21 protein-coding genes are annotated in these 25,598 nt (G+C 33.9%); 14 read left to right on the forward strand and 7 right to left on the reverse strand.

The genetic code is table 11. The features are described from left to right. From F1325_RS04195 to F1325_RS04250, 12 genes are all read left to right on the forward strand, one after another. Positions 1–828 (forward strand): adhesin, encoded by an 828-nt coding sequence (locus tag F1325_RS04195; protein WP_109373865.1) that lies wholly within the window; start codon positions 1–3, stop codon positions 826–828. A 21-nt stretch (positions 829–849) separates the two neighbouring features. Continuing rightward, positions 850–1,170 carry a helix-turn-helix domain-containing protein gene (locus F1325_RS04200; protein ID WP_109373866.1) on the forward strand — a complete coding sequence of 107 codons (321 nt, stop codon included), beginning with the start codon at positions 850–852 and terminating at the stop codon, positions 1,168–1,170. A gap of 1,937 nt (positions 1,171–3,107) precedes the next feature. Continuing rightward, a complete protein-coding gene (locus F1325_RS04205) occupies positions 3,108–3,635 on the forward strand; it encodes a fimbrial protein (protein WP_109373867.1) in 528 nt (175 codons plus the stop codon). 87 nt (positions 3,636–3,722) lie between these two features. Continuing rightward, positions 3,723–4,283 carry a fimbrial protein gene (locus F1325_RS04210; RefSeq protein ID WP_109373868.1) on the forward strand — a complete coding sequence of 187 codons (561 nt, stop codon included), beginning with the start codon at positions 3,723–3,725 and terminating at the stop codon, positions 4,281–4,283. A 20-nt stretch (positions 4,284–4,303) separates the two neighbouring features. Further along, positions 4,304–6,925, forward strand: a complete 2,622-nt coding sequence (locus F1325_RS04215; RefSeq protein WP_109373869.1) for an outer membrane usher protein — start codon at positions 4,304–4,306, stop codon at positions 6,923–6,925. A 45-nt stretch (positions 6,926–6,970) separates the two neighbouring features. Continuing rightward, on the forward strand, positions 6,971–7,729 hold the full coding sequence (locus F1325_RS04220; protein WP_109373870.1) for a fimbria/pilus periplasmic chaperone: 759 nt from the start codon (positions 6,971–6,973) through the stop codon (positions 7,727–7,729). A gap of 11 nt (positions 7,730–7,740) precedes the next feature. Then, positions 7,741–8,289 carry a fimbrial protein gene (locus F1325_RS04225; protein WP_109373871.1) on the forward strand — a complete coding sequence of 183 codons (549 nt, stop codon included), beginning with the start codon at positions 7,741–7,743 and terminating at the stop codon, positions 8,287–8,289. Positions 8,290–8,345: 56 nt separating this feature from the next. Continuing rightward, entirely contained in the window at positions 8,346–8,792 is a 447-nt protein-coding gene (locus F1325_RS04230) for a fimbrial protein (protein ID WP_406588704.1), read from the forward strand. 10 nt (positions 8,793–8,802) lie between these two features. Continuing rightward, the gene (locus F1325_RS04235; protein ID WP_109373873.1) at positions 8,803–9,354 is read left to right on the forward strand and encodes a fimbrial protein; all 552 of its coding nucleotides are present in this window, start codon (positions 8,803–8,805) and stop codon (positions 9,352–9,354) included. Between the two features lie 20 nt (positions 9,355–9,374). Further along, positions 9,375–10,208, forward strand: coding sequence for an adhesin (locus F1325_RS04240; protein ID WP_109373874.1), 834 nt, complete (start codon positions 9,375–9,377; stop codon positions 10,206–10,208). A gap of 23 nt (positions 10,209–10,231) precedes the next feature. Further along, a complete protein-coding gene (locus F1325_RS04245; protein WP_109373875.1) occupies positions 10,232–10,549 on the forward strand; it encodes a helix-turn-helix domain-containing protein in 318 nt (105 codons plus the stop codon). Between the two features lie 560 nt (positions 10,550–11,109). After that, complete coding sequence (locus F1325_RS04250; protein WP_109373876.1) at positions 11,110–12,684, forward strand: AbgT family transporter; 1,575 nt, start codon at positions 11,110–11,112, stop codon at positions 12,682–12,684. A gap of 65 nt (positions 12,685–12,749) precedes the next feature. Here F1325_RS04250 and F1325_RS04255 read toward each other — a convergent pair whose 3' ends face one another. Then, positions 12,750–13,139 carry a DUF1992 domain-containing protein gene (locus tag F1325_RS04255; protein WP_109373877.1) on the reverse strand — a complete coding sequence of 130 codons (390 nt, stop codon included), beginning with the start codon at positions 13,137–13,139 and terminating at the stop codon, positions 12,750–12,752. 130 nt (positions 13,140–13,269) lie between these two features. Between F1325_RS04255 and F1325_RS04260 the strand changes: the two genes are divergently transcribed. Then, complete coding sequence (locus F1325_RS04260) at positions 13,270–13,608, forward strand: carboxymuconolactone decarboxylase family protein (protein WP_109373878.1); 339 nt, start codon at positions 13,270–13,272, stop codon at positions 13,606–13,608. Positions 13,609–14,019: 411 nt separating this feature from the next. Next, complete coding sequence (arnT, locus tag F1325_RS04265) at positions 14,020–15,666, forward strand: lipid IV(A) 4-amino-4-deoxy-L-arabinosyltransferase (protein WP_160230035.1); 1,647 nt, start codon at positions 14,020–14,022, stop codon at positions 15,664–15,666. A gap of 499 nt (positions 15,667–16,165) precedes the next feature. On the opposite strand, the gene F1325_RS04270 is transcribed toward arnT, so the two are convergent. The 6 genes from F1325_RS04270 to F1325_RS04295 form a co-directional block, all read right to left on the reverse strand. Next, positions 16,166–17,518 carry a TolC family outer membrane protein gene (locus tag F1325_RS04270; protein WP_160230036.1) on the reverse strand — a complete coding sequence of 451 codons (1,353 nt, stop codon included), beginning with the start codon at positions 17,516–17,518 and terminating at the stop codon, positions 16,166–16,168. Beyond that, on the reverse strand, positions 17,518–18,843 hold the full coding sequence (locus F1325_RS04275; RefSeq protein WP_160230037.1) for an HlyD family type I secretion periplasmic adaptor subunit: 1,326 nt from the start codon (positions 18,841–18,843) through the stop codon (positions 17,518–17,520). The genes F1325_RS04270 and F1325_RS04275 overlap by 1 nt, the downstream gene beginning before the upstream one ends. Before the next feature lie 16 nt (positions 18,844–18,859). Beyond that, positions 18,860–20,599, reverse strand: coding sequence for a type I secretion system permease/ATPase (locus F1325_RS04280; protein WP_109373882.1), 1,740 nt, complete (start codon positions 20,597–20,599; stop codon positions 18,860–18,862). 167 nt (positions 20,600–20,766) lie between these two features. Further along, on the reverse strand, positions 20,767–22,185 hold the full coding sequence (locus F1325_RS04285) for a serralysin family metalloprotease (protein WP_109373883.1): 1,419 nt from the start codon (positions 22,183–22,185) through the stop codon (positions 20,767–20,769). 338 nt (positions 22,186–22,523) lie between these two features. Then, on the reverse strand, positions 22,524–24,143 hold the full coding sequence (locus F1325_RS04290) for a M10 family metallopeptidase C-terminal domain-containing protein (RefSeq protein WP_160230038.1): 1,620 nt from the start codon (positions 24,141–24,143) through the stop codon (positions 22,524–22,526). A gap of 196 nt (positions 24,144–24,339) precedes the next feature. Beyond that, on the reverse strand, positions 24,340–25,590 hold the full coding sequence (locus F1325_RS04295; protein ID WP_160230039.1) for a nucleoside permease: 1,251 nt from the start codon (positions 25,588–25,590) through the stop codon (positions 24,340–24,342). Between the last annotated feature and the right edge of the window lie 8 nt (positions 25,591–25,598).

The following is a 25,598-nucleotide window of genomic DNA, read 5'->3' on the forward strand; positions in this document are numbered from 1 at the left end:
ATGTCCATATTAAAGCGATTTTCAGCTTTATGTCTTGCAATAGGTTTGTTGTTTTCGGCACCCGCAATGGCATCTATCTTTTCTTATATTACTGAATCGACAGGAACACCCTCAAATGCAACCTATACCTATGTTATTCAGCGTTGGGATCCTGAAACGTCGGGAACATTAAATCCTTGTTATGGATGGTCTACTTGTTATGTAACGATTAACCATAAACATGATCTTGATGGGTCTGGTGGATCAGCTAAGCAACTTATCACAAGAATTGAGAAGTTGCGTACTTTAGCTGAAGTTCGAGAGGAAGTTTTAAGAAATATTTCCTTTCCACTTGAAGGAAAGACAAATCACGTAGGGCCTGCTTTAAATTCTAATCAGGAATGTGTGGGATTATTTTATCAACCAAATTCAAGTGGAATATCACCGAGTGGACGTTTATTGCCGGGATCATTATGTGGTATCGCACCGCCACCTGTTGGTGCCTGCAAAATAACAGAAGGTGCTGTAAACCTTAATTATGGTGATATAGATGAATATAGTTTAGAGGGTGCTCAGCGTTATCAGAATATCAATGTTACTTGTAATTTAGCGATGAAAGTCATGGTTATTGCATCAGGTTCAGATAATGGGAGAGTGCTTTTACGTTCAGACAACAGTTTATATGCTGATTTATTTCTTGATGATTATCCAGGCGAGACCGGTAGCATAATTAATGTTCCCGCTGGCGGTTCAGTGCCTGTAAAAGTAAGTTCTACTTTACATACAAATGGTCGCGTTGCACCGGGCTATTTCTCTGGTTCAGGATCAATTATTTTAACGATGCCTTAATCATGATAATGGGTGAATATTATGATGAATTACGATTTTACAGATATTGATGTTAATGCGTTGGTTGGAAAACGAATTCAGAAAAAGCGTAAAGAATTAGGTTATACCGGTATGCAAATCGCTGAAAAAATTGGTGTAAGCCAACAGCAATTCTCTCGATATGAGCGCGGGATGAACAAGATAGATTTAAGTTATCTTGTTCTATTAGCCAACTATCTAAATACACCTATTTATTGGTTTTTTGAAGACTGTTTTATATCAAAATCGTCATCAGAAAATCAATGTACCGATAAACGAAGTAGCATCATTGCTGAAGCGATGCCTGATGTTTTTTTATACTAATGCATATCGCTAAAGGATACTCAAACTTGGTGTTTTAGAGCGTATGCTTTTTCTTTGATTGATTACCAAATTGGTAAGGCAGGGGAAACCCTGCCCTTTTTTTATGCTAAAAAAGCTAAGTGCCGTTAGTCAAACTCGAGTTATTGATAGTGTGATCAGCAAAAAGGAAGGAATGGATAATCAATTTTTACTCTTTTATATAGAGAAGAAAATGGGGCATAAATGTAACGTTGTCATTTTATGATGATAATAATTATCTAAAACAGGTGCTTTTCTTGAAAAGCGGGATAAGAATACTCTTAAAGCGAGTATTTAGAGAATATTGATTTCTATTAGGTTGAAAATGCCTTTTTTTTATTTCATCGTGAAAAAGATAAATAAAGCTAACTTAATTTATTAAATAAAGATACTCTAATAATGATATTCTTATTAAGACGTTATTAGTTAAATAATTAAATAATACTAATGTAATTCTCTATTTTTATTTAAATTATTAACTTGTTATTATTCAGTCTATAAAGGATTGTTTCCAATATATACCTTAAAACTTACTTCTTTAGATTAATTAACTATTCGAAAATGAGTTAAATCTATTCAGATAATATAAAATTATTCCTAATTTATCGTAAAAATAAAAAAACACCAATATTCTTATTGAAAAAAATTTGATAATTAGAAAACAAGTAATAACGACTAATATTTATACGCATTATATGAGTAATGTTAAATTAATGAATTCATAATGTAAATAAAATGTATTTTACTGTGTTTCTATTTGGATAAGAAAATGTGGATTCTATGGGGATTTAATAATATGAATAAGCTAATAATGAAATTAGTAGCAATACGTAAAATAGTCAAGGATCCAATAAATAATTAATTTAATTTTTTGAAGCTGCTCTTAATAAATACATTAAAATTTTTACCCAAAAAAAGCGTAATTATTCTCAATCAAATGATTAGATTTTTAGGTTTTTCTGAGAAAAAAATAGGCGTTACACGAATTTCTTTTTTGAATTATCAGTTAGTTAACTTATGAGAGTGTTCTTAATCAAAAAATGCAATTTGTACAAAAACTCGCTTTATGACCTCAATTTCCTAAGTGTAAATACTTAAATTAAAGTGTTAAATTATTATAAAAATACTCTATTCTTGATTAGTTTATTTAAATAATCAATTATTTATCAATTACTTATGATTTTTCTGCTCTTTTTATTTTGTTTATTGTAAATATACGTAACTATAAAAAATGTAACTATTAATTTTTATATTAAATACAAATACTTATGTTTATTTAATGTTTTATTTTTAATGCTTATTTCAATTTGGGATTATCATTAAAGGAGTTATTTGATGTAGTTTATACATGGGATTAAATAATGATAATAAATAAATTAACAAATCCATTATTTTGATCTGCTTGTAAATCAATGGATTAAGTCAAGTTTGTTTCATTATGTAAAATTTTAGTTATATTGAGTTAAAATAAACAAATAATAAAATGTTATTTAATTGACAATTAATCCTATTCGTAAAAAGACAATTAGATCTTTTCACTTTAAATTCCGAAATAGCAGAATTTAAATCTCATATATCTCTTTTTAAGAGTGTGAATTTAGTTTTTAAATCCATTTCTGTCATTTTCAAAAAGTAATATTTTGTATGAAAATGTAAAAAATACACCTAATATCAGTAAATTAATAAAAATAGACTTAATGAAATTGGGGTGGTTTGACTTAAATAAAACCAGAGAGAATAATATATCCAACTTGATACGCTTCCTTTATCTAATTTCATAATTAAATATGAAATTGGCTGGATGAACTTTATCAAAATATAGAAACTTTATTTAGTGTGACATTCATTTAAGTAATTTGCTTATATTGAATTTTATTATTTTAAATATCTTCGTTCTTATATTTTCAGGAAACATAAAGATGAAATTAAATAAATTAGGTTTAGTTTTAGGTTTAGGCTTAACTGTTGCTGCTGGTTCTGCATTCGCTGCTGATCAAGGTCATGGTACTGTAGAATTTTGGGGTTCAATCATTGATGCTCCATGTTCAATTGATCCTAACTCAGGCGACCAACGTGTTCCACTCGGACAAGTTTCAGCAAATGCACTGAAAGATGGCGGCCGTAGTGTTTCTAATACTTTCAAAATTAAATTACTGCAATGCTCTACTGAAACTTATAAAACAGTTCAAACTACCTTCACTGGTGCTGAAGCAGCGGCTATTCTGCCAGGCTCTTTAGGCATCGAAGGTTTAGCGAAAAATGCAGCAGTTGTTATTACTGATGCTGGTGGTACACAAATTAAATTAGGTGAACCAACAAAAGCTCAAACTATTCGTGACGGTTCAAATGATCTGAACTTTGCTGCTTACTTACAAGGTTCTGCAACAGATGCAGCTGTACCTGGTGACTTTACTGCAATCGCTACTTTTGCATTAACTTACCAATAATAGATGTCCTTTTAGGCCCTGTATAAGGATGTATAGGGCTTTATCTTTAGCTGTATTTTTATGGTTTATCTTATGGAGTAGAAAACAATGAATCGCAAGATGGTGCCACTATTATTACTTGTTACAACAGGACTATTTGTTAAGCCTGTAATGGCAGTGACCGATATAAAACAAGATGTAAAATCACATCAGCGATTCGGCGTGGTTAGTCTACAAGGTTCTATATTAGAGCCAACATGTACTATCTCGGCAGGAAGTCGAGAGCAAGTTATCTCTTTGAGTACCGTGTCTATTCCGACCTTAGCTGTTGAAGGTCAAGGACCTATTGAACATTTCTCTATTCGATTAACAGAATGTTCCCTTGTCGACCAAAAAGGTACACAAGCTGAACGTCCTCGTTTTATTGCTACTTTTGAAGGCCCTGCACAGAACGGATTATTCCAACTTTTCGGCGACGCTAAAGGTGCTTCGTTAGCTATTGCTGACCGTTACGGAAGATTGGCAACACCAGGGAAACCTTTACCTCCTGTGGATATCGATACTAAATCGTTGTCTTTGTTGTATCAAGCAAGGCTTGTTAAAAATAACGACATTCCACGAGCAGGTAATTATCAAGCAACCCTGCGTTTTAAACTCGAATATTATTAAATGGATTGGTTGGATTATTTATGGCTAAATCATTCAAAACTGCTTCAAGAAAAGCAGAAAAAAAGAGTAATCAGCATACAATTCGACCTGTAGCAGCACTGATCTATTTAATTATTGCTGGTATGGCGAGTGCCTCTAATATGGTATTTGCAGCCGGTGATATCGAGTTTAACTCTGATATTCTTGATCTAAAAGATAAACAAAATATTGATTTATCAGATTTTTCTCGTGCCGGCTATATTATGCCTGGTAAGTATGAATTTATTGTTAAAGTTAACAATAATGAATTACCTGATCTCTATACCATTAATTATATTGTCCCCGCAAATGATCCTAAAGCGAGTATTCCTTGTATTCCTCGTGAATTAGTCAATCAATTTACGTTGAAACCTGAGTGGCTCAAAGCGGTAACTTGGAAAGATGATGGCTCCTGTCTTGACGAGTCATCGATACCAGGTATGACAACAAGTACTAACTTAGGTGCAGGTAGTTTTGTTGTTACTATTCCTCAAGCCTATGTTGAGTATGCAACCGACGATTGGGATCCACCATCTCGTTGGGATGAAGGTATTTCAGGACTTATTTTTGACTATAACCTGAATGCTAATGTGACCGATCCTGCTAATGGTAAACAAAGACAACAAGTTACAGGTAGTGGTACTGCGGGTGCTAACTTAGGTGTTTGGCGTTTTCGTGCGGATTGGCAAGCAAACTATCAACACACAACAGGCGTGAATGGCAGTACTGAGAATAATTGGGATTGGAGTCAATATTACCTTTATAGAGCAATAACCCAATGGGGTGCTCGCCTTGTTATGGGTGAGACTTATTCACGCTCTGATATTTTTGATAACTTTCGTTTTACTGGTATCAGTTTATTAACGGATGATCAGATGTTGCCTCCTAATTTGAGAGGTTATGCACCTGAAGTCACTGGTATTGCAAAATCGAATGCGAAAGTGACGATTAGTCAGCAAGGTCGTGTGATCTACGAAACACAGGTCGCTCCGGGTCCATTCCGCATTCAAAATCTTAATGATGCAGTCAGTGGTAAGTTGGATGTTCGTGTTGAAGAGCAAGATGGTTCAGTACAAGAATACCAAATGGATACGGCAAGTATCCCTTATTTAACACGCCCAGGCCGAGTGCAATATAAATTATCAGCAGGTAAACCTTCTGATATGGATCATAAAACCGAAGGACCCGTTTTTGCAATGGGTGAGTTTTCATGGGGGGTCACAAATGGTTGGTCACTCTATGGGGGGTCATTAGTTGCAGGAGATTATAACTCTGTTTCTTTAGGTATTGGTCGTGACTTGATGGTATTAGGTGCAATTTCATTTGATGCGACACACTCATGGGCAAAAATTCCTAATGATGATAAGCGCTATCATGGTGGCTCTTATCGAGTTAGCTACTCTAAACGTTTTGAGGCTATTAATGGACAAGTGACTTTCGCAGGTTACCGCTTCTCAGAACGTGACTTTATGAGTATGGATCAATATTTAGATCGTCGTTATCGTGATAACAACCGAGATAATAATAAAGAGCTTTATACCATAACATTAAGTAAGCAATTTCCAGATTTAGGCTTGAGTGCTTATCTTAACTATAACCATCAAACTTATTGGAATAAGCCTAATAACGATTATTACAACTTATCTTTATCTAAGTTTATGGATATTGGTCGTTTTAAAAATATCAATATTAATTTATCGGCTTATCGGAATAAATTTAATGGTGAGAATGATGATGGTGTTTATCTAAACGTCAGTATGCCTTGGAGCGATAAAGCCACAATTAGTTATAACACCGTGATTAATAAGAATGGTAACTCTCATAATGTGAGCTATTTTGACCGCCTCGATGACAATAATAACTATCGCTTAGGTACGGGTTTAAGTAGCCGTGGTCGTCCATCTGCTGATGCTTATTATACGCGTTATGGTGATACAGCATTGGTAACAGCAAGTGCGAGTCATATTCAAGGTGAAAATACCTCAGCCTCGCTTTCGTTACAAGGTGGAGCAACGTTAACACCTAAAGGCGGAGCATTCCATCGTACTGCAATGCCAGGAGCTGCGCGTTTATTGGTCGATACTAATGGTGTGGCTGATGTACCAATTAGAAGTTTAGGGGCTGTGAGCCATACTAACTATTTCGGTAAAGCGGTACTTCCAGATATCAATAATTACTATCGGAGTAGTGCAACAATTGATTTAGATAAATTACCTGATGATGTTGATGCAGTGCGTTCAATTCAACAATTAACCCTTACCGAAGGGGCGATAGGTTACCGTGAGTTTGACGTTATTTCAGGGCAAAAAGCGATGGCGATTGTCCGCATGAAAGACGGTAGTTATCCACCATTTGGCGCTAGCATTACCACAGAAAAAGGCCGAGAACTGGGCATCGTGAATGATAGCGGTAATGTTTATTTAAGTGGAATAAACTCTGGTGATATTTTAGATGTACGTTGGAGTGGTAAAAAACAGTGTGAAGTACAAGTACCTAAATTAGATGAAGGTATCTTTATTTCTTCACTATTATTAACGTGTGGGGACACTCCATCAATCTCTTATTCAGCACAAGAGAGAACCGAATCACCATCTCAGCCACAATTAGTCAAAACTGAAGGTTGAGAAGGGAAAAATTAAACGATTTTATAAACAAAAGAGTAATTAAAGATGATGTTATTAAAGCGCTCATTCATTGTAGCAACCACATTATTAACGGGTATGGTATTTACTCAACAAGCTATTGCTGCGATTGCATTGGATAGAACTCGTATCATTTTTAATGGAGCTGATAAATCAATTAGCCTTAATGTCAGTAATCAAAATAAAGAACTACCTTATTTAGCACAAGGTTGGATGGAAGATGTCAATGGACAAAAAGTGGAAAGTCCATTAATCGTTCTGCCACCTATTCAGCGTATTGAACCCGGTGATAAAAGCCAGATAAAAATACAAGGATTACCTGATGTCGCTAAATTACCTCAAGATAGGGAAAGTGTGTTCTATTTTAACTTACGTGAAATTCCACCACGTAGTGATAAACCCAATGTGTTGCAAATTGCATTACAAACACGGATTAAATTGTTTTATCGCCCTGCGGCGATTTATGCCACACAAACAGATTTAACAAATCCGTGGCAGGAAAAAATCACCCTAACGAAAAAAGGGGATATCTATCAGGTTAATAATCCAACACCTTACTTTGTGACAATTGTCGATGGGTTAACTGGGTTAAAAGGTGAAAGTATTACTGGGTTTACGCCTTTAATGGTTGATCCAAAAAGTAGTGCAGATCTTAATTTGAAAGCTTCTACACTTGGTGCATCCCCTGTACTTAGTTATATCAATGATTACGGTGGACGCCCTCGTTTGAAATTTAGCTGTAGTGGCAATGAGTGCAAGGTTGTAGAAACAGCAATCGGAAATTAATAGGTTTATTTATGGATATGGAACAGCGGTTTAACACAAGCAAAGCAGTGTTGATTTTATTAATGACAACATTTACTGGTGTCCTGAGTTCAGCTGCTGTTGCAAATACACCACCTACAGCGAGAGCGGGTAGCACTATACCTGGGATTGTATATGTCTATATCTCGGGTAATGTTATCGCTCCACCTCCTTGCGTCATCAATGGAGGAAAAACGATTGAGGTTGATTTTGGTGAAGTCATGAGTACGCGTATTGATGGTGTTAATTACAAAAAGCCTATTACTTATAGTGCTGAATGTAGAAAAATGCCAACAAATACAATGAAAGTCTCTATTTCTGGAAATGGTACTGGGTTTGATTCAAATGCTTTGACCACAAACATTACAGGATTAGGGGTACGTATTCTTTACCAAAATAAATTATTAAGATTGGGGCAAGAAGTGAATTTCACTTATCCTAACTTTCCTCAATTTGAGGCAATTCCTGTTCGTGATTATTCTGCATCATTAACTGGAGGTGATTTTTACGCTACTGCAACGCTTCGAGTAGAATATCAGTAAGGAGTCAGTACATGCTTATTAATTTAAAAAAGGTTTGTCTGACAACATTACTCGTCATGTCGCCTTTATTTGTCAGTGCGGATGAACCGAATATGAAATTATTTGGAACATTATTAATTCCGCCTCCTTGTGTGATCGAAAATAATAACTTAATTGAAGTTTATTTTGGCCATAACGTTGGTATTCATAGAGTTGATGGCATTAATTACACCCAACCCGTGAATTACAAATTAAAGTGCGATCCCAATATTAAAGGGTGGGATCTGGGGCTTTCTATTATTGGCCCTAAAAGCCAGTTTGATGATGCAGGATTACAAACTAATATTGCCGATTTAGCGATTCATATGACTCGCAATGGTGAGCCTTTTATTTTAAATGAACGATTTGTTATCTCACCAGATAAGCCACCTATTATTCAAGCTGTACCAGTAAAAAGACCAGGAAGTACATTAGTAGAAGGTCCATTTGAGGTAACAGCAACGTTGCTCGCAGAATATCAATAGGAGTGTGAAAATGAAGCTTAAAACATTACCGCTTCCTGTTATTTGCGGGCTTACGCTTCTAATAGGAATATTTACAGCTGCCAATGCAGCACCGAATAATATGCGACTTTATGGCACATTAGTTGATGAACCTTGTGTGATTAAACCGGGGGATGAAACCATTTCTCTAGAATTTGGTAATGTGCCTGATAAAACGTTTTATATTGGCGCAGGTAGAACAAATAGCCAAAATTTTCAAATTCATTTATCAGAATGTGACCTTTCTATTAATAAAAAGGTGAGAGTGACATTTAGTGGTACTGAAAATCAGGCAATGGTTGGGCAAGGTTTTCTTGCATTAAGTACAGGAAGTCAAGCTGAAGGTATTGCCATTGGGTTAGAAAACTCTGATGGCAGCCCACTGCGGATTAATCAGGAAACAAGCAATATTGCCTTAAATTCAGGAGATTCTATTTTAAGGTTCCGAGCTTTTATACAAGCCGAGCCTAATGCTATTGCTAATGAATCAATAAAACGAGGTCGTTTTAGTGCTATAGCCACATTCCACCTGAATTATGATTAATTATTAAGATTGAGGTTAATATGTTTACCCCAAAACGATTATCAGTATTATGTCTATTTAGTGTGATGATGCTCTTTTCTGCGTCATCAATGGCTTCTATTTTTTCTTATATTACTGAATCCAAAGTTCTTTCTCCTTCTTCTGCAAATTATACTTTCATTATTCAACGTTGGGATCCTGAAACAACGATGACCTTGAATCCTTGTTATGGTGGCGCATCTTGTAAAATTACGATTAATCATCGACATAATGCATCAGGACAAGGTGGGGCAGCGACAAGAACAGTTTTAACAGGGGCGCAAAAATATCGCACTATGGCGGAATTGCGTGATGCTGTTATGCGAGTGCAAAGTTTTCCTACGTCACCTACTGTAGCTCACCACTCAGGGGTGCCTAATAGTGAAATTCAAGAGTGTGTTGGTTTATTTTATGAAACCGGAACGACAAAATTACTACTTCCAGGATCAATGTGCGGTATTGCACCACCTCCTGCTGGGGCTTGTGAGATAATTGATGGTTCAGTCAACCTTAGTTATGGCGATATTGATGAAGATAGACTAGGTGACTCAACACAGAATAAACGATCACAAACAATTCGCGTGACATGCAATAAAGATTTATCTGTTGTTATTTATGCATCATCTCTAGATGGTCCAAATGTCAGATTACGTCCAGACGGTAGCCTCTATGCGGATTTATATCTTAACAATAAACCAGGTGAAAATGGTGAGACAATTTTTGTACCTGCAGGGAGAGCAACACCTGTAGTTGTTAGCTCTGTATTACGTCCTTATGGTCGAGTTGCTCCTGGTTCATTTTCTGGGGTAGGTACATTAATTTTGGCAATGCCTTAATATAAACGAAGTTGGAAAACGCGATGATGGATTATGATCTTATAAACATCAATGTGAATGAGCTAGTTGGTCAAAGAATACAGAAAAAACGCAAAGAGCTTGGTTATACTGGCGCGCACATTGCTGATAAGTTGGGAATTAGCCAACAACAGTTCTCACGTTATGAAAGAGGGTTAAATAAAATAGACCTAAGTTACCTTGTGACATTAGCTGTTTATTTAAAAACTCCAATATACTGGTTCTTTGAAGATTGTTTTCATGTTGAAGCTGAAACGGAAGATAAAAATATCCGCAAATCTACATATTTTATGGCGGAATCGACACCCGATTTTATTTTCTAATTACAGATATTTTTAACACTGGGTTTAAGTTATACAGAAGGAGGCAGGAGAAATCTTGCCTTCTTTTTTTATCCATAATAATTATTTATTGTCGATTTTTTTATTTTATTACTGTTTAAATGATGGTTGGTTTATTATCTTTTGTGTTACAAATAAACTAATTTTTAACCTATTTTGTGTTTTTATTCGTCACTAATTTCCTCTTTATAGTAATTTCGTCCGTTACTATCAGGTTTATCAGAGTATTGATTCGATTCTCCCCATTATTTCAGCAGATCTTTAACTACTAAAGGTTAATAATTAATCAAAATATTGTTAAAAATGTTACCTTATGCACATTTTTTAATTTTAGATATTATAAATTAATTTTAATGTAAGTGATTTGTAATTGTGTGATTTATTTTTATTTTATTGTTTATTAAGGTAAAAAATATTTTATTTGATAACTTTATTCTGATGTTTATCTTAAATAAAGCATTTGTAAATAGGATTAACAGATAGTCATAATAAAAAGGGTTGTGTACTGTGCATTTTCTGTTTTTTTATAAAAAGGATAAATGATGCAAACAAAAAAACAGGGAGGCAGTCGCTTTCTACGCACAGTGGAATGGCTAGGAAATGCGCTACCCCATCCCGTTATTTTATTTATTATTTTAATTGCTATTTTACTTGTCTCTTCGGCAGTTGGTGAATACTTCGGTGTTACGGTACAAGATCCCCGACCAGAAGGCGCCAAAGGACGCGCAGAAGATGGCTATATTCACATTATCAGCTTATTAGATGCTGATGGTATTCGCCGTATATTGGCAAATATTGTCACAAACTTTACTGGATTTGCGCCTTTAGGTACGGTGCTGGTGGCGTTATTAGGTGTCGGTATTGCTGAACGAGCAGGTTTATTATCTGCGGTTATGCGTTTAGTGGTAATGAAAGCCCCTCGCAAGATGACCACATTGGCGATTGTTTTCGCTGGTATTATGTCAAATACTGCGGCTGAATTGGGTTATGTGGTATTGATACCGTTATCAGCGATTATCTTTCATTCGTTAGGACGGCATCCTCTTGCTGGTTTAGCGGCTGCATTTGCAGGGGTTTCTGGTGGTTATTCTGCTAACTTACTCTTAGGGACGATAGATCCGTTATTATCGGGTATTACGCAGCAAGCCGCGCGCATTATAGATCCAACTTATATCGTTGGTGCTGAAGCAAACTGGTACTTTATGTTTGTCAGTACATTCCTTATTACTTTCTTAGGTTACTTCATTACAGAAAAAATTGTTGAGCCTCAACTAGGGCCTTATAACGGTAATGAACTTGATGATGAAGAAAATGATTTAAGGAATGCTGCTGAAGTTACGCCACTAGAAAAGAAAGCATTATGGGCTGCAACAGGAACCTTTATTGTTATGGGCGTGATTTTGGCGCTAACGGTTGTTCCTGAAAATGGCATATTGAGAAACCAAGAAACAGGGCTAATTGGTAATTCTCCTTTCTTAAAATCTATTGTTGTCTTTATTTTTTTATTCTTTGCAATTCCGGGTATTGTTTACGGATGGGTTGCTAAGACAATGCGTACAGATAAAGATATCGTTGATGCTATGGCGAATTCGATGAGCACATTGGGGCTTTATCTGGTCATTATTTTCTTTGCGGCTCAGTTTGTTGCGTTTTTTGGTTGGACAAACATCGGTCAGGTTATTGCTGTCAAAGGTGCAGCATTACTTAATAGCATTGATATGCCAAGTGGATTACTGTTCTTAGGTTTTATTTTAATCTGTGCTTTTATTAACTTAATGATTGGCTCGGCTTCGGCTCAATGGGCTGTAACCGCGCCTATCTTTGTACCCATGTTAATGCTTGCAGGTTATGCGCCTGAGACAATCCAAGCAGCATATCGAATAGGAGATTCTGTTACTAATATCATTACACCAATGATGAGTTATTTTGGTTTGATATTAGCAGTTGCAACAAAATATAAGAAAGACACTGGTATTGGTACGATGATCTCTATGATGTTGCCATATTCCGTTATTTTCTTAATTGGTTGGTCATTATTATTCTACTTATGGGTATTTGTATTCAACTTACCAGTAGGGCCTGGCTCACCAACGTATTATTCTCCAACAGCAGGTTAATTCTCTGCGATAAATGAAAGAAGCTTATACAGGGATGTATAGGCTTTTTCTATGTTGATATTTCATTATTTTTGTTCGGTTTCTTTTTTATGATTTGTCAATTTTTCTGTCAGTTGTGTAGCATAGTCCGCATGTAAAAATTGAGTATCTAAACCAGCCTGCTGCAATTTCAACTCAAGTAATGCCAAACGTTTTTGCAGTGTTCCATTCTCTATTTCTGTTTCATTTAATGTGCTTAAGATTTCAGCTAGAGATAAGGCTTCTTTTCTATCTTGCATTTCAGGTGGTAAAAAACCTGCATTTTTTAATAAGTGATAGCTTGCTCTAAGTGACTCTGGAACATGGCTATTATCATCAAGGATCAGCGGTTTTCCTTCACCTTTAAGTGATGAAAGTTCTCCTTTTTGTAACGCTTTTTCGATATGGCGTTCAGCCCACTCATCTAAAATAGACACTTTAAACCTCTTCTTTGGTAACTATCATGATAAAAAAGATCACATCAAATTAAATTCCCTTGCTTATATTATATGGTTTGATAATATATTTTTATATTATATAAATAAATATATTATTAAGGGATCAAAAATGAGCAAGTACAAAGAAATAGTAACAGACATTGCAGGTAACATGGGGGCATTGTCGCAAAATATTCCAGAAGTGATGAAAGCTTTTATGAGTACAACAAAAGCGGGTGGTAAAGACGGTGCTTTAGACGCAAAAACAAAAGAACTGATCGCCATTGCAATTGCTGTCGCAAATCGTTGTGATGGTTGTATTGGATTTCATACAAAAACACTTGTGGAGCTTGGCACAACAGAACAAGAACTCGCTGAAGCATTAGGCGTTGCTATTTATATGGGGGGCGGCCCTTCAGTTATGTATGCATCCAACACCATGGGCGCTTTTAAAGAGTTTAGTAAATAAGATTTTTATCATCATATAATTAAACAAAGTAATCAAAAACCAGAATAAGTTCCTTCTGGTTTTTTTATTTATATATTTTGTTTATTTTCTGTTTATGTATAATTTTTTATCCTCCATTTTTTAATTTAATACTATTTAGGTAGATTTTTGATAAAAAACTTGCTGTTATTAAAAAAAAGATTAATAAAAAATTAACGTGTCGTTATTTTAATTACTAACTAAATTTTATCAATATCTTATTGATTAGTATTGATAATGCTGTTTTTTTGGGTATCTTTGTCGTTGGTTGAAAATAAAACAATGTGTTAATTAATTATAATTTAATAAATAATAATTGAATCTTTTATAGGATAGCTATTCTAAGTGAATAGTTCGTATAAGGTGATATTGTTTTATTTTAACGAGGAATATATGCGTGTTGATTTTGTAGAAAGATATGAATGGTTTCTACTTTTTATTTTTATATTTTTAACTTATTTAATTCCTCTCGAAACGCGACTGCTCTGGCAACCAGATGAGATCCGTTATGCTGAAATTAGTCGAGAAATGCTTGCATCAGGTAATTGGTCTGTACCTTATATGCTGGATATTCGTTATTTTGAAAAGCCAGTATTGGGGTATTGGCTAAACAGTATTGCACAATGGTTATTTGGCGGCGGTAATTTTTCTGTTCGTATTGTCGTTGTAACTTCAACTTTATTAACCGGCTTATTTGTTTATCGTGCTGCTATGCTAGTTTGGCATAACCGTACTTTGGCGTTTAATGCACTGGTGGTTTTTTTATCCTCGTTTCTTGTGTTAGCTATTGGTACTTACAATATTCTTGATCCTATCGTGACAATGTTTGTCACGGCAACAATGTATTATTTTTTATCTGGATTACATGCAACTAATAGAAAGAGTAGAATTAAAGCTTATATTCTCGTTGGTATTTTCTGTGGATTAGGTTTTCTAACCAAAGGTTTTATTGCTGTTGTATTACCTGCATTAGTTTTTTTTGTGACCGCAATTAGCTTATCTCGTTTTAAAGAAGTCCTTTGTTATACACCAATAGCGCTTATCTCTATGGTTATTATTGCTGGTCCATGGGTGATTTCAGTTGCACTTCAGGCACCTGATTATTGGCACTACTTCTTTTGGGTCGAGCATGTTCAACGTTTTGTTGAAAAGGGATCAGCAAGATCACAACCTATGTGGTTTTATTTACCTATTGTAATTTTGGGTATTTTGCCTTGGTTAGGATTCTTATTTGGGGCTATTAAATCAGCTATTTTCTTGAAGAAAGGAACTCTTTATTTTTCGTTTTGGTTATTCCTGTTTTTTGCTTTCTTTTCTGCCTCCAGCGGTAAGTTATTAACCTATATGCTGCCTTGTTTTGTGCCACTTTCTATCTTGATTGCACATTATATGGAAGAGCTAAAAAATAAACAAAATGAAAAAATTCATAATATTAATGCGATCATAAATACTGTTTTTGGGCTTGTAGGCGTCTCTATTATTGTTTATTCGCTTCTCTCTACACGATTTATGTTATATGAAACAAATGAGCAATATAAAGCGTTGCTGGGTATTGTGGGCTTCTTATTTTGGAGTGTGATAGGGATTGCTTCTTTCTTTAAACCCACACGCTTACTGACTTTATTTTGCTCGATAGGATTAAGTCTAGCAATTGGGTATGCTATTCCTCATAAAGTAGAAAGCAAAAGCACCCCTGAAAAGGCAATTAATCACTATTATAGTGAACTAGCAGATAAGCCTTATATTTTAACTGATGAAGTTGGGATCGGAACGTCTTTAGCATGGAGGTTAAAACGCACTGATATTCGTTTAACAGAGACGAAAGGGGAGCTTGCTTATGGTCTGGCATATCCTGATGTGCAAAATAAATATTATGATCTTAAGCAGTTAGTTAACTTAATTGAAGAGAATAACTATCAAGGGCTTGCGATTGTTTTAGTCCGACCAGAGCGAAAAGAAATATTATCTGTTATAAGCCAGTTAAAGGTAAAACCTATTGTAGAAAAACAGGGTGATTTAACATTTGTTTTCTTTAATTAACTGATTTTAAAGATTATTTATTTTTTTCAAAAGACGGTTATAAAAGAGCAAATAAATTTAACTTCGGCTTTTAAAATGACATAAATTTGATTTTTTGTGTTGTTTTTATGTGATCAAAGCCCAAAAATGGATTTTGTTGAGAAATATATTTTGCTCTTTTTAGTTTTAATGGTAGGTTTAAAATGTGTCCATTAAATCGGAGTTAGCTAAGCACTATATGACAAGTCACTTTACTTTATCAGAACCCCCGCCCAAACAAAATGTACTTATGAATGGGGGTAATTTATGCTGATTTTCCTAGCTGAATGTTTTATCGGTCTAGCATCAATTGCTCTTACTCACCGTGTATTAACGTTGTACGGTACTAAAAAGAAGTGATGATACCCGCTAGCTAAAATAAGTGATTAACTATTGCTTATAACTAAAAGTCCTATATCTATTCCATGATCTAGGACTTTTATAATTATATTCATATCTCTTATTAAACGATTTAACAACTCTATTGAAAATAACCTTCAATTAATTTTATTTTTTCAATATCTAATGTATTAGTGTATTGATGTAATAATGTCCAAGCCTGAATATAATCATATTTAGCTTTAATCAAATCTTGTTGAGCGCGATATAATAATTCTTCAGCATTAAGAACATCAACCATTGTCCTCTGCCCACCAATATAACTTTTTTGAGTCGCATCTAATTGTAATTTAGCAGAGGAAACGGACTGCTCATAAGCATTCAATTTAATATTACTCGTTGTACATATTTGGTATTGATGACGTAGTTCTTGCGTGATTTGTTGGATAATTGAATCTCTTTCAAAAGCACTCATTTGATACAATGCAGTAGATTGACGCATTGAAGCTGTTGTTTTTCCACCATTAAATAAAGGCAAACTGACATAAAAACCGACGTTCGCTGATTGATATTTTTGATTTACAGTATTATTACTATCGGAATCACTATTAGAATAAGAGGCATAGAGTTGCACTGTCGGGAAAAATTCACCTCTATTTTTCTCCACTTCTTGTTTTGCTATTGCCATTTCATAACGAGCTGTTTGAATATTGAGGTTGCTTTGCATAACCTCATTTTCCCATGACTCGTAATTATTGGGTGTGATAGGTTGTAATATAAAGCGATTACTGCTTAATTTTGCTATATGTTCTGCATAAGGTAGTGGCGTGCCAATCATTGAACTTAGTTTATTTTTAGCATTATCTAATTCAAGCTGAATATCTGTATATTGAGATTGAGTTAAATATAATCGCGTTTGGATCTCTGAAATATCTGTTTTTGTTCCTTCACCTAATTCGAATAGACGCTGACTTGATGTTAGCTGCTTTTTATAAATCTCTTGCTGTGAAAGGTTTAATAATAATTTATCCTGTGCATAAGCCAATTCTATATAATTATCCACTAATCTGATCACTAGCTCGGAAAATTTTACTTGATAACGGCTGTCTGATAATAATGTTTTGATTACCGATGATTTGTAATCACTAAATGCAGTGTAATCAAAGAGTGGTTGGCTAATAATTGCACTGATAGAATGGCTTTGATAATTTTGATATTCTGTTCTTTCCATTTCCCCTTGATTCGTATTAATAGGATAAACTTTTCGTTGCCAATTTCGTGGGTTGTTTTGATAGTTTACATGTACGCTTGGGAGTAATTGAGATAATCCAATATTTTCATACTCTTTACCCGCAACCTGTTCTTTAATCGCAGCATTAAACGTAGGGTCATTTTTTACTGCTAAGAAATAAAGATCAGATAAATTGATCGCCAAAGCGTGAAAACTTAGCATCCATATAAATAAAATGGTAGAGAGTTTTTTTATTTGCATCATTATTCTTCCGTTAATGAAGTATGGATCCTATCTAAAACAGGCTTGAAGAGATAATTTAGTAATGAGCGATCGCCTGTATTAATAAATACATCAACCGGCATTCCAGCCTTTAATTTATTTTTATTGTCTGTAAGAAGAGCATTATCTTTAACATTAATAAATACTTGGTAATAAGGTTCAGTTGTTCTTTCATCAATAAGTCTATCTGCTGAAATTAATGTTACCTCTCCAGGAATTTTAGGTGTTGTATTTTGATTGAATGCACTAAACATTAAATCAACAGGAAGACCAAGGGTAACTTTATCAATGAGGTGAGGTGCTAAACGTGCCTCAATAATTAATTGATGATCTTGAGGAACAACTTCCATTAATGTTTGACCTGTTCTTACAACGCCACCTTGGGTAAAAACAGATAAATCCATTACTATTCCCGAAATTGGGGCAGTAATTTGCATCTTTTTTAGTTTATCTATTTCAATGATAAGTTGTTTTTCTGTTTCACTTATTTGTAATTGAACTTGGTTAAGTTCAGTACGTGCCGATTGGTAAAAATTAGCATTACGTTGCAATATTTTTTGTTGATATTCCAATTTTTGTTTTTCTAATGTACTTATTTGTCCATATGTATCATTAAGATGGTTATTATTTTCAGCAAGTTCACGTTCAATTTCTTGATAACGATGACGGGGAATATAGCCCTCATTAGCAAGAGTATATAAATCTTTGATTTGAATTTTTAAGCTATCAATTTGATGTTGTTTATTTAATGTAGATCTTTTTAAATGAACTAAACGATTAGAAATACCATCAATAATAGCTTTATAGCCATTTATCTCACTATGCAATTCAATATACTTTTCATTAAGTAGTTTATTTTGCAGTAGGGATAATTTATTTAAATTCTCTGAAGGAGAATAATATTTTTCATTGGGATCTAAGATAAACTCTGTTTTTTCATTTAATTGAGCATATAAGCGTTGTTGAGTAATCAGTAAATTATCATATTGATCAGATAAAGATTTGACTAAAGCTTTCGATTGAATAGGGCTTAATTGAATAAGCGTTTGGCCTTCGATTACGCTATCACCATTCTTCACTAAAATGTCAGTGATAATACCTTCTACTGAAGCTTGAACACTCTTTTTATTACCTGAAATTGAAACATTTCCTTTTGCAGATACGCCTTTATCTAAAGGAGCAATGGCAGCCCAAAAAATAAAAATAGCAAGACCTAAAAGAATAACTGACCATCCTATTATTAAGAATTTTCTAGGATCATCTGAAATACCATGAACAATATCGATTTCATTTTTTTTTGTGATCATAATAATCTTCTCAATATTAAATATTGCTTTGAGTAATAGGTGTAGTTGCTGGTGTTGGCGTACTCTTTATTACTGATGAGTTATTTAACTCAGCAATAACAGCTGTTGTAGAGCCAAATAATTTGGTGTGACCATCGAAAAGAACCAAGAGTTTATTGGTCACTGAGAGTAATTGTTTTTGATGCGTGATTAATATAACGGTTTTTTTATTTTGCTTAAGTGTTTGAATTGCCTGCATTAGAGCTTTAATGCCCAAATCATCCAAATTAGAATTGGGTTCATCTAAAACGACTAGAGCAGGGTCACCATATAATGCGCGAGCTAACGCAATACGTTGTCGTTGTCCTCCTGATAATCCTTCACCATGAGCGCCAATAACGGTTTCATAACCATCAGGAAAACGTAAAATCATTTCATGAACATTTGCCATCATTGCAGCTTGAGTGACTTTTTGAGGATCTATTTCAGAAAAGCGGGCAATATTTTCGGCAATCGTGCCAGGGAAAAGGGCGATTTCTTGAGGAAGGTACCCAATATATTGGCCAACTTCACTTTTATTCCATTGATATATATCTGCATTATCAAGGCGTATGGCACCCGTCTTAACTTCCCATATGCCCACAATAAATTTAGCTAAAGAGGATTTTCCTGAAGCACTAGGGCCAATAATGCCAAGTACATCGCTGGGGCTTAGTGAAAAATGAATATTATTTAATAGTGTGCGTTCCGTTTGAGGATATTGAGCTTGATTAATATTTACTGTTAATTCACCTTTAGGAGCAGGCAGCGCCATTTTTTTATTTTCTTCAGGATACGTTTTTAATAGTGTGGTTAACCTTTTATAAGCTTCTTTACTACTATCCCAGTTTTTCCATACACCAATAACTTGTTCAATTGGCGCTAAAGCGCGACCTAATAGTATTGATCCTGCGATCATCATTCCTGGGCTAATTGTATTATCTATTGCTAGCCACCCACCTAATCCTAGCATTAAAGATTGCAGTGCCATTCGGGTGACTTTTGTTATTGCATTGATACCTGCTGCATTATCACTTGCATGAGTTTGTGCTTGTAGATATTTAAAGTGAGCAATTTGCCATTGGTTACGTAAATAACCTAGCATTCCCATTGCTTCAATAGGCTGTGGATGTTCAAAATGATGACCTTGTATTACCTGAGCTTGATTAGCAAACTCATTGGCCTTTTTTAATGATGATCGAGACAAGTACTCATTAAGAATTGCTAAAGAAAATAAAACGATCGCACCACATAATGCAAATAATCCTAACCATGGATTAAATAATGCGATAACAAGAAGATAAATAGGGAACCAAGGTAAATCAAAAAATGCAAAAATAGCGTGGCTTGTAATAAATTGCCTAATAGTCACTAAGTCATTAAATGCTAAAGAGGAATTAATACCGGGCGTTTTGTTTAATTTTGCTTGATATGCAGCGGTATAAATTCTTGAGTTTAAGGATAAATCAAGTTTGTTACTCATTCTAATGACAATAATGCTTCTTAAGTATTCCAATCCTCCCATAAAAATAAATAATGCTAACATAATGAGCGTTAGCATTAATAAAGTCATTTCATTACCTGATGGTAAGACTCGATCATAAACTTGCAACATATAAATAGAAGGAACTAACATTAAAATATTTATTAAGGCTGTAAATATTCCAATGGAAAGAAATACTTTCTTTCTTTCTTTTATAATATTTGTTATTTCATTATTGTTTTTGCTTGCTGACATAATGTTATTCCTGATTTTATTCCTATCTGTTTTATTGCTATTTACTGCATTTCTTCTATCAATACGGAGTGTTCAATCTATCTTTTTTTTAATAAGATAATATAAAAATAACTCCTTATAGGTAAAAGAAAGGTAGGAGAAATATCTCTCTCCTACCCAATGAAAAATTAAACAATAAAGTCAGTTTCGTAATTAACAAATCCTACAATGTCAATTTTGAAATCAGGGCTATAACCATAAGCATTAATAGCAAGTTCACTTGAGTTTGTTGATTGATCATATTTAATGGTTGCTTCACCTGCGCGACCTGTAAAATTATCAACAAAGTTAAGGAGTTTATGACTAAAGGTATTTTCTATTAATGCTGATAAATCAATCTTATCAATACCTGATTTGAAGTCCATTATCTTGTCAGCGGCAGATACCAGAGAGTCAGTGATATCTTTATAAACAAAGGTATTGCTGCCTGTACCACCCCATAATGTATCTTGACCAGCGCCACCATACAGTATGTCGTTACCGCCACCGCCGATGAGAATATTATCAGCATCATTGCCGTAGATAATATCATTACCAGAGCCACCGATTGCATTTTCTATTGTCACACCTTGTGCAATAGAAACGTTTTTCTGTAGTCCGCCAACATCAGAGAAATGACCCTCACGTAAATCAATAACTTGATCTTGATAATATCCTGAGAAGTCAAAAGTATCGTTACCAGCACTGTCCCAAACAGAGAATATTAATTTATCGTTTCTGCTTGTTGCCGTGTAATAATCAATACCAGTGTTTGAGTTGAAACCGTAAACATCATCACCTGTTCTGGTTGTGGTATTTGCGCCATAAAGATATTGCATTGCTGAAATATCATGAAGTAAAGGAGCTCCGGCATAAGCACCTTGGAAGTGTGCGCCTGTTTCATATTCATCCCAATAACTCATAACAGTATATTGGCGACTATCTTCAGCGTAGTCAGATTTTAAATAGCCAGGTACGTTTTGCCCTGCGTTATAATCACCAGGGTGCATTAAACCAAGGGCATGACCAATTTCATGGATAATAGTTAAACGACCGTAATTACCTAATTCAGGTGTTGTATTACCAGCATAATAATAATCACTAAACCAAGCTTGTCCTGAAAGATCACGTCCATAACTATAGGTATTTGGCAACGTCGCATAAGCTTGGAATGTACCGTTTGGATCAGTGATATTACCAAAAGTAATATCTGATTTTGCACCTGGTGCTACTTCAGTAAATTTGATATTTGCAATATCAGACCATGCATCTAAAGATTGTCTTGCATGATCTTTTTGCGCTGAATTAAATCCATAGGGCTTTTTATCACCAAAATCATTAAACTTTTTACCAGCCCAAGTTGGGAATGAATATGTCACTTCTGCCGCTTGTCCAATAACATATTTCCCATTCCATGTGGAATTTTCGCGTGCAATATGTTTTCCAGCAGTATCATAATCAAAAGAAGGTAGAGTCTTAGCTGAGAAATTATAAAAAATTCCACTTTTATCTAATAAGTCAGAAACATTAGATAATCCTACTGCTTTTTTTAATAAAGAAGAACCCATAATATCCTCCGGATATCAAGTTTAGGTTAGGTTTATTTTCATGTTGAAAATAGTTTAATTATCTGGCGAACGCCAGCGATAATAAAGATAGCTATTTATTGATATTAATCTAGAGGGGAAAAATAAGTTTTTAAATAATTGTGAAGTGAGGTGTGTTTTAAGTCAGAATAATTTTACTAAGTAAATAAATTTCAGGTTATCTTCTCTAGAGAGATGTTTTTTAATGTTATTATATAATTCCGTCATGGTTTTATAATGTATTTCATTCTCTCATTATAAGGCTTGAGTAAATACAAGCCTTATAAAATGTTCACTACTTTTTAAGGTAATTAATTATATTAATAAAATAGATCTTCATAACTAAAATTCCCAACAATATCTATTGTTAAATTTGGAACTTCTAGTTGTTCTTTTGTTTTTATTGCTAATTTTGTTAAATTATCTTCTTCTTGAAAACTCATATTAAGCGAAATTGAATTTTGAGATATAAGTTCCTTGATATTTAGGCTTATTTTGTTTTCATCTAGAAAAATAAGGAAATCTTCATTTATATTATAATCCATGATTTTATTATGGCTATTTGTCTTGTTGCTAATTTCGAAAAAAAACATATCAGCATTCTTTCCTCCGAACAGCATATTATGTCCATTACCTCCAGAAATTATATCGCAGCCATCTTCTCCATTAATGAAATCATTACCCTCATTACCATAAAGTGCATCACTACCTTTACCGCCAAAAATTTTATCATCCCCATCATATCCATAAATAATATCATTACCATGATTGCCAATTAGGTGGTTATTTACTTCATTACCAATGATATGATCGTTATCCTCACCTCCTATTACGTTTTCAATTATTGTTTCATACGCAATAGAAATGTTACTTTTTAGCCCGCCAATATCAGAAAAGGCACCTTGATTAAGATCTATTTTTTGATTTACAGTATATTTTGAAAAATCCAGAGTATCACAGCCACCGGCATCCCAAATACAACTAATAATGATATCGTCTGGTGAAGTTAAACTATAACAGTCTCTTTCTGTATTAGAATTAAAGCCATAAATCGTATCATCGGTTCGAGTTGTTACATTTGCTCCATAGAATTTTTGAATGACATATATATCGATTAATAATGGAGACATAGGAAAAAAACCACCTAAATCAGCTTCTTTTGTTTTTGGGTGGCGGTATGACATTATAGAATATTTAAAACTATTTTCTTCAATATCAGGATTATTATGATCATTTACTCTAAAGGTATGTGGTAAACCAAGAGCGTGTCCAGTTTCATGTATATAAGTTTGAGTTTCTTTATTTCCTTTTTGTAATATTATAGGTTGATTATTTATATGACCATTTTCATTATTGTTTTTATATAAAGTAATATGAGTATCTGTTTCTATATAATAATATTTTATATTGTCTGATTTTTCTTTAAATAAATCTATTTCATTTTTTTGCTCTGGTGTCATTTCATGTTTATTGAATTTTTTTATACGTGTAGTTGAAGATATATTAATCCAAACATGTCCTCCTATACTGTAATCAGTGATTTTTTCTATTTTTTTATCTGGCTCTGTATTATTTAATGGGAATGTTGCAACACCAGCGACTAAATGAGAATTATCTTTCGTTAGTTCATTTATATTATTATAAACACCAAATTTAATATTAGTATCATATTTATTTTCTTTCTTAACGAATGTAATATTGGCAATGTCAGCCCATAGTTGTAATGTTTTTTCGGCAAGTTCTTGTTGATATTGATTTGATGTTGTAATAGTTTTATATTCCTCACCCCTTAAATTGCTCCAGTCAGGAAAGCTATATGTTACTTCAGTAAAATCACTATTAGGATCTTGTTTTTTCCATCTGCGTAGAGGTCTAAAACTCTTTATTAGATTGATAATATCACTATTTTCTAGAGGGTCATTTTGATGAGTATTATTCATAATATATTAATATCCTTTTTATAAATATTTTCCATGTAAAAGCATGCTTATTTTATTTATCTTGATATTAAATTTCTTTTAAAAATTGATTATCTTTAAATAGGCTGGATGATTTAATCATATTTATATTGAGGAAAGTAAAAATGATAATAAACCAATAAAGGTTTATTATCATTTAAAAGGGGGAATGTATAATTTAATTATGAAAATCTTTTTTATAATTACTCACCTTATTTTCTTTAAATGCAAATATAAATACAATAGCAAGTATAAGTGTATAGGATGCAAAAATTAACCAAATAGATTGCCAGTTTTTCATTCCATTAACTGTAAAATGATCAACGACCATACCACTTAAAATAGAGCCTGCGTATGCACCAACACCATTGACCATGGTCATAAATAACCCTTGAGCACTGGCTCTTATTTCAGGGTTAACTTCATTTTCAATATAGATAGAGCCTGAAATATTAAAGAAATCAAATGCACAACCATAAACAATCATTGAAAGCATTAGCAATACAAATCCCCAAGGAGATGGATCACCATAGGCAAATAATCCGAAACGTAAAGTCCATGCAATCATACTAATTAACATGACTTTTTTAATACCAAAGCGTTTTAGGAAAAAAGGAATTGCTAAAATAAAGGCAACTTCAGCCATTTGTGATACTGATAATAAAATTGATGGATATTGAACAATTAAACTATCAGCAAATTCAGGATTTTTAGCAAAATCATGAATAAAAGGACTACCAAAAGTATTGGTAATTTGAAGTACCGCACCTAATAGCATGGCAAATAAAAAGAAAACTGCCATTATTGGTTTTTTGAATAAAACAAAGGCATCTAATCCCAAACGAGATGCCCAAGAGGTTGATTGTTTATGCTGGGCTGTTGGAATTTTAGGTAAGCAAAATGAATAGAGAGCTAAACAAAGAGAAGCTACTGATGCAATATATAATTGAGTGTTGCTGAGTTCTAATTTAAATAAACTTACACACCACATGGCGATAATAAAACCTATCGTACCGAAAACACGAATAGGAGGAAAATTAGCAACAGAATCTAGCTTGTGTTTATTTAAGCAAAAATAACCAATTGAATTTGAAAGCGCAATAGTTGGCATAAATGCTAATGCATTAATGAACATAACCCAGAACATGATTGTTGGATCAGTCACTGATGCCGCAAAGAATAAAGCAACAGCACAAATAAGATGACAAATAATATATAAGCGATTTGCAGGAATAAATTTATCGGCAATGATACCTAATAAACCAGGCATAATCAGAGCAGCAATGCCTTTAGAGCCATAAACTAATCCAACTTCAATCCCTGTGAAGTTTAATGTTTGCATCATGTATGCACCTAGGGTAATTAACCAACTTCCCCAGATAAAATATTGCATAAACATCATGCCTTTGAGCTGTATTTTTATACCCATAACAATCT

The sequence above is a fragment of the Proteus columbae genome, from assembly GCF_009914335.1.
GTDB lineage: Bacteria > Pseudomonadota > Gammaproteobacteria > Enterobacterales > Enterobacteriaceae > Proteus.